Origin of the sequence: Novosphingobium sp., assembly GCF_027486195.1 — a bacterium.
Lineage (GTDB): Bacteria > Pseudomonadota > Alphaproteobacteria > Sphingomonadales > Sphingomonadaceae > Novosphingobium.
Genome location: NZ_JAIXPP010000016.1, coordinates 74,601 through 88,866 on the forward strand (window position 1 = coordinate 74,601; position 14,266 = coordinate 88,866).

The window sequence follows — 14,266 nt, forward strand, 5'->3', positions numbered from 1 at the left end:
CTTTGATCGCTGGCTTTCCCTTAGATCGCGGATGCTTCCGATCCGCCGGGCCTTCGGATTTCACCCCTCCTTCCATTAGAGCCGACCTCCCCGTTGCCCACGCAGCCTCCCTCGGGCACAATCCCCCTATCGGAGGGGAACACCTTGAATCACCAATCGCTTTCCAATTTCATCTGGTCCGTCGCAGATCTCCTGCGCGGGGATTACAAGCAGTCTGAATACGGCCGGGTCATCCTGCCCTTCACCGTCCTGCGCCGCCTCGATTGCGTTCTCGCGCCCACCAGGGCGGCGGTGCTCAAGGAAGTCGAGGCCGGCCGCCCTGATCCCTTCCTGCTGCGCGCCGCGGGGCAAGGGTTCTTCAACCGCACCACCATCGATCTCGCCAAGCTCATCGGCGATCAGGACAACATCGGCACCAACCTCTTGAGCTACGTCCAGGGCTTCTCGCCCGAAGTGCGCGACATCTTCGATCAGTTCGAGTTCGGCGCGCAGATCGATCGCCTCGCGAAGAACGGCCTACTCTATCAGGTGACCGAGCGCTTCGCCGGGATCGACCTTCACCCCAGCCGGGTCGACAACAACCAGATGGGCCTCGTCTTTGAGGAGCTCATCCGCAAGTTCGCGGAAATCAGCAACGAGACGGCGGGTGAGCACTTCACCCCGCGCGAAGTCATCCGCCTGATGGTCAACCTCCTGTTCGTGGAGGATGACGATGTGCTGTCCAACCCCGGCGTCGTCCGCTCGATCTACGATCCCACCGCGGGCACCGGCGGCATGCTCTCCATCGCCGGCGAATACCTCCACGAACACAACCCCGGCGCCCAGCTCACCATGTCGGGGCAGGAGCTGAACCCCGAATCCTACGCGATCTGCAAGGCAGACATGCTGATCAAGGGGCAGGACATCAGTCGCATCGTGCAGGGCAACACGCTCTCCGATGATGGCCACCCCGGCCAGACCTTCGACTACATGCTCTCCAACCCGCCGTTCGGGGTGGAATGGAAGAAAGTCCAGAAGGCGGTGCAGGATGAGCATCAGCGCCTTGGCCATGCCGGCCGCTTCGGCCCCGGCCTGCCGCGCGTGTCGGATGGATCGCTGCTGTTCCTGATGCACCTGCTCTCCAAGATGCGGCCCTGGACCGAGGGCGGTTGCCGCTTCGGCATCGTGCTCAATGGCTCGCCGCTGTTCACCGGCGGCGCGGGCAGCGGGGAGAGCGAGATCCGGCGCCATGTGCTGGAAAGCGATCTGGTCGAGGCGATCATCGCGTTGCCGACCGACATGTTCTACAACACCGGGATCGCCACCTACGTCTGGATTCTCTCCAACAAGAAGCCCAAGGCGCGCACTGGCAAGGTGCAGCTGATCGATGCCAGCAGCTTCTCTCAGAAGATGCGCAAGTCCCTCGGCTCGAAGCGCAAGGAGATGGGCGAGGGGCATATCGCGGACGTCACCCGCCTGTTCGGCGCCTTCGTCGAGGCAGAGCTGGCGACGGTGCTGGACGCAGGCGGCAAGGAAGTCGCGCGCGAGATCGTGATCGCGGGCGAAGCTCCGCCTGCCGCGCCGGAAGGCGGCAAGGTGAAGCTCGCGCCGCTTTCGCGCATCTTTGCCAACGAGAGCTTCGGCTATCGCACCATCACCGTGGAGCGGCCCTTACGGGACGAGAACGGCAAGCCGTTGCTGGGCCAGAAGGGCAAGGCCAAGGGCAAGCTACAGCCCGACAGCGCCTTGCGCGATACTGAGAACGTGCCGCTGACCGAGGACGTGGAAACCTACTTCGCGCGCGAAGTGAAACCCCACGCGCCGGATGCCTGGATCGATCACGAGAAGACCAAGGTCGGCTACGAGATCCCGTTCAGCCGGCATTTCTATGTGTTCGAACCGCCGCGCTCGCTGGCCGAGATCGACGCCGAGCTTGCCGGGGTGACCGCACGCATTCAGGCGATGCTGACGGAGCTGGCGGCGTGAGCTTTCCGGCCTATGCAGAATACAAGGACAGTGGGGTGCCGTGGTTGGGTGCGGTGCCCAACCATTGGGAGCGGAATCCGCTCTTCGCTCTCGTGCAAGAACGAGATGAGAGCAATACGGGGATGCAGGAGGATAACCTTCTGTCGCTAAGCTACGGGCAGATCAAACGGAAGAACATCGATGACAATGATGGCCTTCTCCCAGCATCGTTCGAGACTTATCAGATCGTCGAACGAGACGACATTATCTGGCGTCTGACGGATCTGCAAAATGATCAACGAAGCCTCAGGACGGGGATTGTCCGAGAGCGCGGGATCATCACTTCGGCCTATCTCGCTACGCGACCAACTGCGATCGAACCAGAGTTCCTCGCGTATCTCCTTCGGGCATACGACGTCACCAAGGTGTTCTACTCGATGGGTGGCGGGCTTCGCCAATCTATGAAGTTTTCGGATGTCAAATGGCTACCGGTCATGCTGCCCAGCACGGCCGAACAAGGTTCCATCATCACCTTCCTAGATCGCGAAACTGAGAAGATCGATGCGCTGGTGGCAGAGCAGGAGCGGTTGATCGCGCTGCTGAAGGAAAAGCGGCAGGTGGTGATCTCCCACACCGTCACCAAGGGCCTGAACCCCAACGCCCCCATGAAAGACAGCGGCATCGAATGGCTGGGCGAAGTCCCGTCGCATTGGGAGGTCGCGTCCCTGAAACGCTCAATTGATCTTGCAACATCTGGTCCGCGCGGGTGGTCCGATCTTGCCAGTGAAGAGGGTTCGTTCTTCTTCCAGTCACAGAATATCGGTCGCGACATGGAAGCCGACTTTAGCGACGGGAAGCGGATCGAAGCGCCCGATGGCCCGGACGCCGATCGCGCTCGGCTCCATTCTGATGACGTCGCAGTTTGCATTACTGGCGGCAGGACCGGTGCCGTTGCGCACATCTCTGCTCTTTCAGAAGAAGCCTACATCAATCAGCACGTCTGCCTGTTGCGCCCTTCGGTGGCTCAGCTTTGTGGCCGATACCTAGCGTATGGGCTGTTCGGACTTCCGGGACAGGAACAGCTTGCATTGGCCATGTATGGCTTGAAGCAGGGGCTGAGCCTTGAGAACGTTCGTGAGGTTGTGTTGCCTCTACCTCCTGTAGAGGAGCAGCGCGCCATTGCGGAGCATTTGGATCAGCAAGCAGCAAGTTTCGGGGCGCTCGTGAACGAAGCCCAATCCGCAATCACCCTCCTGCAAGAACGCCGCGCCGCACTGATATTCGCCGCCGTCACCGGCAAGATCGACGTGCGCGGATCGATCGGCAGCGCGGTTTCAGCGCCGGTCGAACGCGTGCTGCCATCGTTGCGCGCCGTAGTCGGTGGCTTCGCCGTGCTGCAACTCGGACGGATGGGCCGCATGGCGGTCATGAAGGGCGGTTACCTCGCAGAGGCGCACTGCGGCTTGAGCGAGCTGGGTGGGCGCTACGAACGCTATGCGGCGGGGCCTTACGACAGCAACCTGATCGCGGCCTTGGAGCGCGGTGCAGCCGAGCTGTGCGGCGTGCAGACGAACGAACCGACCGAGAAGGGCGACCCAGTCACCTACGCCGTCCCCAAGGCTGCTCGCGCTCCGATGGAAGACCTCCGCAGCCTTGCTGGGGAAGAACGCGCACAGCGCCTGTCGAGGCTCCTCGCAGACCTGAGTGGCATCGGTCGAGACGGTGTGGAAGCGGTGGCAACGCTCTATGCGGTCTGGAATGACCTTCTCGCCGCAGACCGCCCCGCCGACGATGACGCCATCTTCAACGGCGTGCTCACCAACTGGCACGACGAAAAGGCCAGGAAGTTCAAGCGGGCCGAGCTGGAACTCTGGATCGCGTGGATGCGCCGCAATGGTGCCGTCCCCGACGGCACTGCTCCCCGCACCGACCACCAAGGGAACCTGTTTGCATGACCCGCCTCTGGATTGTTCGCGCCGGTCGCCATGGTGAGCAGGAAGCCAACGCGATCGCGATGGGCAAAGCCATGATCGACTTCAATGAGGTCGGCGATCTGTCACAGTTCGCCGATCGTGCCGCAATCTTGGGCCACCTTGATAAGGTTTTGCCGGCACGGAGCGCCAACACGCTCAAGAATTTTGCCGCCCAACTCAATCAGTTTGCCCATGTGATTGAGGTGGGTGACCTTGTGGTCCTACCTCGGAAGCTGACCAGTGGCGTGGCCATTGGGGAAGTGACAGGGCCATACCAGTATGATCCGAATAGCCCCAATTATCACACCCGCGCCGTCAAGTGGCTGAACGAAGCCATTCCACGCGAAGCCTTCAAACAGGACCTGCGCTTTTCATTCGGTGCGTTCATGACCGTTTGCGAGATCAAGCGGAACACTGCGGTGGAACGGGTCAAGGCTGTGCTCGCGACGGGTAACGATCCGGGCATTCTCATGGGGCGCCAAGGAACGGCTTCCACACCTGCTGCTGCAACGGACGACGCTGTAGACGCGGCGGAAGCGACGCAGGACATTGAGGACTTGGCGAACCAGCAGATCATTTCGTTGATCAAATCGGAGTTCGCGGGGCACGCGCTTGCCGATCTGGTCGCGCAAATTCTCAATGCTGAGGGTTACACGACAAAGCTGTCGCCACCTGGCGCTGACGGAGGGGTCGACATTCTGGCCGCAGGCGGGACTCTGGGGCTCGGTGAAGATCGGATCTGCGTTCAGGTGAAGTCTGGCGATGGCGCGGCTAACCACGATGTCGTGTTGAGGCTGATCGGCTCCGTCTCGAACTCCCAAGCCCAGACAGGGCTGCTCGTAAGCATTGGCGGTGTCAACGCGGTTGCCCAGAAGGAGCTCGACAACAACTTCTTCAAGCTGCGCTTGTGGCAGATGGATGAATTGCTGAAGGCCCTGTTTCGCACTTATGCCGACTTGAAGGAGGAAACCCGAGCAAAACTGCCGCTCAAGCAGATCTGGGTCCCTACGACCGGCGGCGCGGGATGAGCATCCACAAGGAAATCACCTTCGAGGACGAGATCTGCGCTGATCTCAAGGCTGCGGACTGGCTCTACGAGGAAGGCTCGGCCGCCTGCTACGACCGTGCACGCGCTCTCTATCCCGAGGACTTGCAGACCTGGCTGGAGGTAAGTCAGCCGGCTGTCTGGGAGGCGCTCACCAAGTCTCATGGGCATGCCGCGATCGATGTGCTGTGCGACCGGGTGCGCAAGTCACTCGATGATCGCGGCACGCTCGATGTGCTGCGCTATGGCATTGAGATGATCGGGGTGAAGGGCCTCGTCAGCCTCGCCCAGTTCGCGCCGGCGTCGGGGATGAACAGCGCCATCGTCGCGCGGTATCAGGCCAACCGCCTGCGCGTGGTGCGCCAGCTGCGCTACTCGAAGGCCAATGAGAATTGCATCGACCTCGGTCTGTTTCTCAACGGCATCCCCGTCGCCACGGCTGAACTGAAGACCAACTTCACCCAGTCCATCGCCGACGCGATCGACCAATACAAGTTCGACCGCAACCCGCGCGGCGAACCGCTGCTGACGTTTGCGACCGGCGCACTCGTCCATTTCGCTGTCAGCAACCGCGATGTGATGATGACGACCCGGCTGGAAGGCGGTGCGACCCGGTTCCTGCCCTTCAACCGCGGCAACCACGGCGGCGCCGGCAACCCCACTGATGGCCCCGGTCACCCCACGGCCTACCTGTGGCAGGAAGTCTGGCAGCGCGACAGCTGGCTGGAGATAATCGGCCGCTACATGATCGCCAAGCGCGACAAGAAGAAGCAGATCGGCGGGATCATCTTCCCGCGCTATCACCAGCTCGACGCCACCAGGAAGCTGCGCGCGCAGGTGAAGGCCGAAGGGGCCGGTGGACGTTTCCTGATCCAGCACAGCGCCGGTTCGGGCAAGACCAACTCGATCGCCTGGTCCGCGCATTTCCTCGCCGACCTGCACGACGATACCGACGCCAAGATCTTCTCCAGTGTGATCGTGGTGTCAGACCGCAATGTGATCGACGCGCAGCTTCAGGAAGCGCTGTTCGAGTTCGAACGGACCAAGGGCGTTGTCGCCACGATCACGAGCGATAGCGGCAGCAAGAGCGCTGCGCTGGCCGATGCGCTGGATGCGGGAAAGAAGATCATCGTCTGCACGATGCAGACCTTCCCGTTCGCGCTGGAAGCGGTGCGCGAGCGCGCTGCGACACAGGGCAAGCGCTTCGCTGTCATCGCTGACGAAGCGCACAGCAGCCAAGCGGGCGAAACAGCGTCGAAGCTCAAGGCCGTCCTTTCGCCGGAGGAGCTCGCAGAGCTTGGCGACGGCGGGGAGATTTCAGCCGAGGACATTCTGGCGGCGCAGATGGCAGCCCGTGCGGCCAAGGACGGCGTGACCTACGTGGCTTTCACCGCGACGCCGAAGACCAAGACGATGGAACTCTTCGGCCGGCGTCCGAACCCGGATGCAGCAGCGAGCGAGACCAACAAGCCCGCGCCATTCCATGTCTACTCGATGCGGCAAGCGATCGAGGAAGGTTTCATCCTCGACGTGCTGAAGAACTACACACCCTACCGGCTGGCCTTCAAACTGGCCAATGGCGGCGAGGAGTGGGACGAGCAGGAAGTCGAGAAGAGCGCGGCCATGAAGGGCATCATGCGCTGGGTCCGACTGCATCCCTACAATATCGCCCAGAAGGTCCACATCGTGGTCGAGCACTTTCGCGAGAACGTGGCGCCGCTGCTGAACGGTAAGGCGAAGGCCATGGTCGTGCTCGGCAGCCGAGTCGAGGCCGTGCGCTGGCAGCTGGCGATCGATAGCTACATCAAGTCGCAGGGCTACAAGATGAGCACGTTGGTCGCCTTCTCGGGCGACATTGCCGACCCTGATGGCACTGGCGAGCCACTCACTGAAACAAGTGCGAAGCTCAACCCGACACTCAAGGGCCGGGACATCCGGGAAGCCTTCACCGACGAGGATTGCAAGATCCTGCTGGTGGCGAACAAGTTCCAGACGGGCTTCGACCAGCCGCTGCTTTGCGGGATGTATGTTGATCGCCGGCTCGCGGGCATCCAGGCCGTGCAGACTTTGTCACGCCTCAACAGGTCACATCCGGGCAAGGACACGACCTACGTCCTCGACTTCGTCAACAGCTCGGAAGAGGTGCTTCAGGCGTTCCGGCAGTATTATGAGACTGCGGAGATCGAGGCATCGACTGACCCCAACATGATCTTCGACCTGCGGGCCAAGCTCGATGCCTCTGGCCACTACGACACCTACGAGGTCGAGCGGCTGGTCGCGGTGGAGATGGACCCTCATGCGACGCAGGGTCAGCTGATAGCAGCGCTTGAACCGGTGGCTCAGCGCCTGCTGGTTCAGTTCAAGGAGGCCACCAATCGGCTCAAGGCCGCGCAGGCCAACAACGACAATGGCACGGCGGACAGTGCGCGCGATGAGGTCGATGCCTTGTTTCTCTTCAAGAACGATATGGGCGCCTACGTCCGCCTATATACGTTCCTGTCGCAGATATTCGACTACGGCAGCACCGACGTCGAGAAGCGCTTCATGTTCTACAAGCGCCTCATCCCGCTCCTCCAGTTCGGACGTGAGCGTGAAGGCGTCGACCTATCAGACGTGAAACTCACGCATCACAGCCTCAAGAACCAGGGCAAACGCGATCTCACGATCGCAGGGGGCGACAAGCCGATGCTTGGTCCCATCACAGGTGCCGGGTCAGGCAGCGTTCAAGAGAAGGAAAAGGCCCTGCTTGCCGAGATCATCGCGAGGGTGAACGATCTTTTCGAGGGTGAACTGACGGATGACGACCAGCTCATCTATGTGAACAACGTTCTCAAGGGGAAGCTGCTTGAATCCCCGGCACTGCGGATGCAGGCGCAGAACAACTCAAAGGCCCAATTTGCCGCGTCTCCGACGCTGGCAAACGAGATTCTCAACGCTGTGATGGACGCGCTTACAGCGCATGAGGCCATGAGTTCGCAGGCTCTGAACAGCCAGAAGGTCAGGGATGGGCTGAAAGACATCCTACTGGGACCTGGGCAGCCTTACGAGGCTTTGCGCGAAACCAGCTGACAGCGTTCGATGTGACCCTAGCCTGCATCGAACGGCGATACCGCCGTGCCACGGTATCACGCATGCACATCAAGTCCCGCTCGAAGCTGGCAGCCAGCATCTTGCACATCCCGCGACTCGTGCAGTTCAGCTGGTTTGATGCCCAACCCACTTCGGGACTATTTCGGGACTCTCTACACAATCAGGGCGCTTTTGCTGCCTCTCCCTGCCATGTCACCGGCATTGACGAACCACCCAAAACCCAGCATGAGCGCCACTTCCGGCATGCCGGGCGGTTAGCTCAGTTGGTAGAGCATCTCGTTTACACGGGGATGCCAGGGCAGGCCCAAAGCGTTGAGGGCCTTAGGCTTTCCGCTTCTCCGATATCACTTGGTCGGGACTATGCCGGGACTGTTCGCTCGCATCGAGGGCGTTGCGTACGTCTTCGTCAAGGACGTGGGCGTAGCGCAGGGTGGTTTCGATGCGCTTGTGCTTCAGGGCTTCCTTTGCCGCTGCCAGAGATCCTGTCGCGCGCACGATGCGGGTGCCGCGCGTATGGCGCAGATCGTGGATCCGGAAATCACTGATGCCAGCCTCGTCCTTGGCGTGGGCGAAGGGGCGGCGGAGTGCGGTGGGGGTGAGCGGATAGCGTTCGCCGGCGAGGCGTGCAGGGTGCTTGCGGCCGCGCTTGTCGACGAAGGCGGGCTTGGTGCGCTGGGCGACATAGGTGAACACGAACGGCCCCGCTTGGGGCTGCCGCGCAATGATCTCGATCAGGGTGGTAGTGAGCGGGCGCATGACGGTATCGCCGCCCTTGATCCGGGTCGCTGCCTGCCTGGTGGGGAACTTCACATCGGACCAGCGCAGGCCGAGCACCTCGGCGCGGCGCCAGCCTGACTTGAGCAGGAAATCGACGGCATCGGCGAGGTCTTCGCGCAGCTCGGCGAAGAGACCCTCCTCCTCTTTCAGATCGAGCTCGCGCGGTGGCTTCTTCGGCACCTTGAGCATGAGGGTGCCCCAAGTGGGCATCTCACCCACTTCGAACCGGGCATCTTTTGCCCGGCGCCAGAGCGAGCGGGCGTTCTCGATCTCGCGGTTGACCGAGGCGTTCGATCGTTCATCGCGGCGCCGCGCGAAGTAGATCTGCAGATCGCGCTGGGTGATCTCGGAGAGCAGGCGCTTGGGGCCGAGGCCATCGACCAGAGCATCGAGCATGTAGCGGATGGTGGGCCAGCTCGGCAGCGTCTCGGCATGGTCCTGATAGAGGCTGGCAGCCTCGTCCAGCGTGATCTCCGGGCGCGCCTGCACGGGAAGGGCGGCTTGCTGCCGCTCGCGCCGCTCGAAAGCCTCTGCAGCGCGGCGAGACGTGCACCCGGTGGAGCCGTGGTAGCGCTTTCCCCGAAACTGGAAGTCGAAATGGAAGTGGGGCTTGCCCTTGGGCTTGTAGACGCTCACGGCCTCGCGCCCTTCAGGCGGAGCGGCGCCGCGCCGTGAAGGGCACGATCGTGGCCGACTGGCGGCGCGATCTGGACGATTTGGGCGCTGGGCGTGATGGCGGGCACGGCGTCTGCACCTTGCGGAGGGCTTCGATGTACGATTCGAGATCCGCGACAGTGTAGCGCACCGTTCGCCCGATCAAGACATAGTGCAGCAGCCCCTCCTGCCGCGCCTTGCGCAAAGTGCGCGGGCAGAGCTGCAGCAGCGCGGCGGCTTCGGGTTCGGTGAGGAGGAGAGGACGGCTCATCCCGCGTCCTGCAGCCGCCGCACGGCGTAGCGGTTGACGATGTGGTTCACGCCGTCTGCGAACTCGATCTGGATGCTGTTCATCCTGCCCCGCGCGATTACGCGGCAGGGCTGGCCGAAGCGTTCGGGCAGAGTGGCGCGGATCCGCCAGTAATGGGTCATCGGCGCTATCATGCCGCGCACCGCTCCTCCCACGCCGCGGTGATCCGGCGGACGGCCGTCTCGAAGTGGGCGGGGTTGTGTTCGATGCCGGTGAAGACCTTGCCGGCGCGGATCGCGGCGACGCCGGTGGAGCCGGTGCCCATAAAAGGATCGCAGACGGTGTCGCCAGCCACGTTGCGTAGGATCTTGTTCATCAGGGCATCGGGCTTCACCGTCGGGTGATCGAAGGCGGATGTGCGCATGGTTCCGGTGTGCGTCCAGCGGTGCTTGTCATGGTGCTCGCCCTGCGGGTGATAGCCCCGGTTCCAGGCGTGGATGTAGGGCTCCATGTCCGCCAGATAGTTCTTGTTGGCCATCGGCGAGGGGTTCGGCTTGGTCCAAACGCAGAGCGTGGCGCGGTAGAAGCGCGGGCGCAGGTGGGCGAACATGTCGGCTACGATCAGGGCATCGATATCGCCCCGGTCATCCTCGGCGATCTCAGGAATCAGATCGCCGAGTTGATCCTGGTGGCAGAACACCACCACCGCGCCGCTATAGGCCGGGTTGATGATAGAGCGATCGAAGCCGCGATCGAGCCTTTCCTCCACGATGCGATTGGCCCCCTCGCGCGTCTTGCGGAAGGCGCCGCCACCGGAATTGTTGAAGGCATAGGGCGGGTCCATCACATCGGCATCCTGCCACCCCAGCGTGGGCCGGATGCGGTAGGCATCGCCGAGGAACAGGCGGTGCGGGCCGATCTCGACGGGCGTCATGCTGCGCTCTCGAACAAGGGGCCATTGCTGCGGCGGGCGATGATGGCCGGGTTTAGCCAGAGGCACTCGGTGCGCTCCAGCGCGCCATCGGCGTAGGCCTTGCGGTCGATTCGCCGCCAGCCCGGCAGCATGTCGTCGTACATCTCCGAGGGATAGCCGCAGAGCACCACCATGCCGCGCAGCTCCACCAGCGCCTCGAGCAATTCGATGTGCTGCTCATCGGTCAGTTCGTGGCGGTAGACGCCGCCGTTGTCCGGCCGGCGGTTGGCTCGAGCTCTTGTTTCGATCAGATATGGCGGATCTACGAAGTGCAGCGCGTCATCGGCATCATGTCGCTGCATGACTTGGATGGCCGGTCGGTTCTCAATCACCACGCCCTGCAGCCGCTCGATGATCTGGACCAGCGCTGGCGGATAATTGCGCCAATCATGCGCGGGCGTGGTGCCGGAACGGTTCGAGGCCGCGCGAAAGCCGGTGCGGTAAAGCCCGCTGGCGCCGTCGCTGCCGTGGCCCATGAACGACCGCACGAGGAGCCGCCGCGCTCGCTCCAGCGCGCCCCGCGCGGGCGTGTAGGCGGCGTTGAACTCGTCCCGTGCGAAGGGGGTGAGGCTGATCGCTTCGACTAGGCGAGCCGCGCGCGCCGGTTCTCGCAGCACCCGAAACAGGTTCACCAGCTCGCCATCGAGATCATTCCAGATTTCGGCATAGCTGCGCTCCTTCCGGAACCCGACCGACCACGCCCCGCCGAACGGTTCGACGTAGACGCGGTGCGGGGGGAAGTGCTGCAATATCCATCGCGCCTGCAGCCACTTGCCGCCGTGCCAGCGAAGGATAGGGCGAGAGGGGGCCGTGATCGCGACAGCATTCATCGCGCCTTCCTCCCATGCTGCGCGCCGCCCTTGAGCGCGAGGCCTAAGGCGGTGAGGCGAATGGCGGAGCGGCCGCGCGTCTGCACGAACTCGGCGCGGCCTTCTTCGACCAGGCGCTGCATGGCGCGCTGGAGGATGGCTCGGGGGATGAGGGCGCTCACAGCAGTTCCTCTGCCTTCGCTTTTGTCTGGCCGTAGCCCATGCTGGAAAGCGACTTCGCCACGAGGTTCCACACGTGCTCGCGCAGTCTAGGGTGCCGCAGGACGCGCCCTTCGCGCTGAGTGCCGGTGGTTCTCATTGCCTGCATGGAGCGATCGAGGCTTTCCTCCGATCGGCCCCGCAAGGTCCGGCAGCGATAGTCGCCAAGGTTTGCGGTTCCGCCTATGTTGTCGATGACCATGCGGGCAAGTTCGGTCTTCTGGCCGGTGAGGGCGGACCAGAGTTCGACGCGGATAATGATCATGCGGCCTGCGCCTCCTCGCGCTCACTGGTGGCTGGATGGTTGGCGGAGACCAGCGCACGCGCCACGGGCGGGCAGACGCTGTTGCCGATCGCGCTGATCTGTTCGGAAATGGTGAGGGGGCGCTCCACCCATTTGCCGCGCAGAAACTTGCGGACCATCGGGTTGAGCACATAGTCCTCGGGGAAGCCCTGCGCGCGGGCCAGCTCGCGCGGGGTGAGCATGCGCAGGCCGATATCGACGATGACATAGGTCTTGGCGTCGATCGTCACCGTCACCACGGCAAAGCGCGCCTTGGTGGTCACCGTGTCGAGCGGGCGGTCAGCGGGCTGGATCTGCGCAGTCTCGCCATGGCAGCCGGATCCATAGAACTTCACGAGGAAGGCAGCGGTCTTGACCGCGCGCTCGAGCAGCTCGGGCGGCAGGGCATCTTCCTCGATCATCACCGTCTGCACCACGCGCTGCTGCGAGCCGGTGGTGGTCGCGGTCGAGAGCGGGCGCGCGGCAGACCGGCCTGCGCTGTTGCGATTGCGCGGCCCGCCGTTGGCCTGTTCGAGGTGCGCGGCCACCACCGCATGATGCTGCCCGCCAGCGCGCACGGTGCGCAGGGGAAGCTCTGCCTCGCCGCCGCCGTTCACCTTGTCGCTGCCATAGAAGCTGGAGAGGAACGCGGTGACGGCCGCATGCTTGCCGCCGCCGGCCACCATCGTGCCGAGCGGCTTGTCGACATGGGGGACGCGCGGCGCTTGTCCCTCGCGTTCGCCATAGCCCATTGACACCAGCGTGGCAGCGGCGAGCTGGTTGGTGTCTTTCGTCGATGCGCAGATCGTGTGCATCGGGCCATCTGCCGAATGGCTAGCGCCGCCCTGCTGGCCGTAGCTGATGAAGGCGGCGAGCACCGTATCGACCATGCCCAAGGGCGTCGCACCGGCTTGGCGGGCAGGCTGCCCGTTGCCGGTGACGGTGGGCATCGGGTTGGCCATATCGGCGCCGATGCTGCCCGAGTGGAACTTGGTGACATGCGCCGCGAGAACGGGATCTGCGACCATCAACTCGCCGCGATGCGCGCAGGTGATCGTGCGCATGGGCTCATCGATATCGTGGATGCGGACGCTGCCGGCGTGGGTGACCGGCACGATGAACGGCTTCGCCGCATTCACCACGTACCGCATCACGCCGTGGGCGATCCGGCGCTTGGTCGCATCCGCCAGCTCGCGCTTGCGATCGAAGATCGAGGGGCAGGAGATCGACCAGTCGATCACATGCCAGCCCGCCGTGCGCCAGGGCAGCAGCTTGCCCTTGCGCACCGCCGCGCTATCGGGCGCGCCGTGCGTCGGCTTTGGCCACACGATGGGCAAGCCATCGCGCCGCATGATCACGTAGAGCCGCCGGCGCGAGGTGGGTGCTCCATAATCGCAGGCGCGCAGCTTGCGCCATTGCACCCGGTAGCCGAGCCGCCGCCACCGCGCGACGCGGCGCTTGAAGGGCACACCGCGCATTTCCTTGATCTCGCGGCCCTCCTCATCGAGCGGCCCGGCGGTCTCGTATTCCTCGACGTTCTCGAGGTAGGCGACGGTGGGCTGCGTTTCCTTGAGCCAGACCTCGACTTCATCGGAGAGCGCGCGGATATGGCGGTCCTTCACCGGGCCGCCCTTGGCCTTGCTGTATTCCTTGCAATCGGGCGAGAACCAGGCCCCATCGACCGGGCGCAGCCGCGTTGCCGCAGCGGGCCAGAGCGAGCGGATATCCTGACAGAAATGCTCGGTGGTCGGGTGGTTGGCCTTATGGATCGCAATGGCCGTGGCGCTGTGGTTGACGGCGATATCGACATGCCGCCCGATCGCCTGCGCGATGCCGGTGCTGGCCCCGCCGCCACCGGCGAAACCGTCGATGAAAAGACCCTTCACTGGATCTGACCCTTCGCGGCAAGGCAGCCCCGGCTCCAGTCGCTGTCGCGGACAAGGGACGGCAGGAGTTCTACCCCAGCGCCATGATTGGCCTGAAACTCGGCCATGGCAGCCGGTTCATAATCGTAGGAATGATCGTTCGGGGCGGCGAGGGCGCGCGGGGCTTCATCATGTGCGAAGTAGGCAACCGTCAGCGGATGACAGCACTTCTGGCAATCATCACCAAGTATCCATGGGTTGGGATAGTTGCCGTGGTGGTTGACGCCGTCGTGTAGCGCCTTGTTCCAGCTATCGATGCCGGGTTCGTTGCAAAGCGGGCATAGCCAGCGGGTGAATTGATCGAAGGTCGCTTTGTCGCTCATG

Annotated in this window: 13 protein-coding genes; 4 read left to right on the forward strand and 9 right to left on the reverse strand. The window is 63.4% G+C overall.

From position 1 onward, the window contains the following. Positions 1-144 precede the first annotated feature (144 nt). From Q0071_RS03445 to Q0071_RS03460, 4 genes are read left to right on the forward strand one after another with little or no spacing between them, the layout of a single operon-like run. Positions 145-1,965 (forward strand): class I SAM-dependent DNA methyltransferase, encoded by a 1,821-nt coding sequence (locus Q0071_RS03445; protein WP_298165312.1) that lies wholly within the window; start codon positions 145-147, stop codon positions 1,963-1,965. Continuing rightward, positions 1,962-3,899, forward strand: coding sequence for a restriction endonuclease subunit S (locus Q0071_RS03450; protein ID WP_298165314.1), 1,938 nt, complete (start codon positions 1,962-1,964; stop codon positions 3,897-3,899). The genes Q0071_RS03445 and Q0071_RS03450 overlap by 4 nt, the downstream gene beginning before the upstream one ends. Further along, positions 3,896-4,945, forward strand: a complete 1,050-nt coding sequence (locus tag Q0071_RS03455) for a restriction endonuclease (RefSeq protein WP_298165316.1) — start codon at positions 3,896-3,898, stop codon at positions 4,943-4,945. Before Q0071_RS03450 ends, Q0071_RS03455 begins: the two co-directional genes overlap by 4 nt. After that, entirely contained in the window at positions 4,942-8,031 is a 3,090-nt protein-coding gene (locus tag Q0071_RS03460) for a type I restriction endonuclease (RefSeq protein WP_298165319.1), read from the forward strand. Before Q0071_RS03455 ends, Q0071_RS03460 begins: the two co-directional genes overlap by 4 nt. 342 nt (positions 8,032-8,373) lie before the next feature. Here the strand turns inward: Q0071_RS03460 and Q0071_RS03465 are convergent, their stop codons facing one another. From Q0071_RS03465 to Q0071_RS03505, 9 genes are read right to left on the reverse strand one after another with little or no spacing between them, the layout of a single operon-like run. After that, positions 8,374-9,465, reverse strand: a complete 1,092-nt coding sequence (locus Q0071_RS03465; RefSeq protein WP_298165321.1) for a site-specific integrase — start codon at positions 9,463-9,465, stop codon at positions 8,374-8,376. A gap of 13 nt (positions 9,466-9,478) precedes the next feature. Next, positions 9,479-9,754 (reverse strand): helix-turn-helix domain-containing protein, encoded by a 276-nt coding sequence (locus Q0071_RS03470; RefSeq protein ID WP_298165323.1) that lies wholly within the window; start codon positions 9,752-9,754, stop codon positions 9,479-9,481. Further along, complete coding sequence (locus Q0071_RS03475; protein WP_298165325.1) at positions 9,751-9,927, reverse strand: hypothetical protein; 177 nt, start codon at positions 9,925-9,927, stop codon at positions 9,751-9,753. Before Q0071_RS03475 ends, Q0071_RS03470 begins: the two co-directional genes overlap by 4 nt. Further along, positions 9,924-10,667: a site-specific DNA-methyltransferase gene (locus Q0071_RS03480; protein ID WP_298165327.1), complete on the reverse strand. Its 744-nt coding sequence runs from the start codon at positions 10,665-10,667 to the stop codon at positions 9,924-9,926. Before Q0071_RS03480 ends, Q0071_RS03475 begins: the two co-directional genes overlap by 4 nt. Continuing rightward, the gene (locus tag Q0071_RS03485) at positions 10,664-11,536 is read right to left on the reverse strand and encodes a DNA adenine methylase (protein WP_298165329.1); all 873 of its coding nucleotides are present in this window, start codon (positions 11,534-11,536) and stop codon (positions 10,664-10,666) included. The genes Q0071_RS03480 and Q0071_RS03485 overlap by 4 nt, the downstream gene beginning before the upstream one ends. Next, entirely contained in the window at positions 11,533-11,697 is a 165-nt protein-coding gene (locus Q0071_RS03490) for a hypothetical protein (protein WP_298165332.1), read from the reverse strand. The genes Q0071_RS03485 and Q0071_RS03490 overlap by 4 nt, the downstream gene beginning before the upstream one ends. After that, on the reverse strand, positions 11,694-11,999 hold the full coding sequence (locus Q0071_RS03495) for a hypothetical protein (protein WP_298165334.1): 306 nt from the start codon (positions 11,997-11,999) through the stop codon (positions 11,694-11,696). The genes Q0071_RS03490 and Q0071_RS03495 overlap by 4 nt, the downstream gene beginning before the upstream one ends. Continuing rightward, complete coding sequence (locus Q0071_RS03500) at positions 11,996-13,903, reverse strand: DNA cytosine methyltransferase (protein ID WP_298165336.1); 1,908 nt, start codon at positions 13,901-13,903, stop codon at positions 11,996-11,998. Before Q0071_RS03500 ends, Q0071_RS03495 begins: the two co-directional genes overlap by 4 nt. Further along, positions 13,900-14,265 carry a hypothetical protein gene (locus tag Q0071_RS03505; RefSeq protein ID WP_298165338.1) on the reverse strand — a complete coding sequence of 122 codons (366 nt, stop codon included), beginning with the start codon at positions 14,263-14,265 and terminating at the stop codon, positions 13,900-13,902. The genes Q0071_RS03500 and Q0071_RS03505 overlap by 4 nt, the downstream gene beginning before the upstream one ends. Position 14,266: the final 1 nt, after the last annotated feature.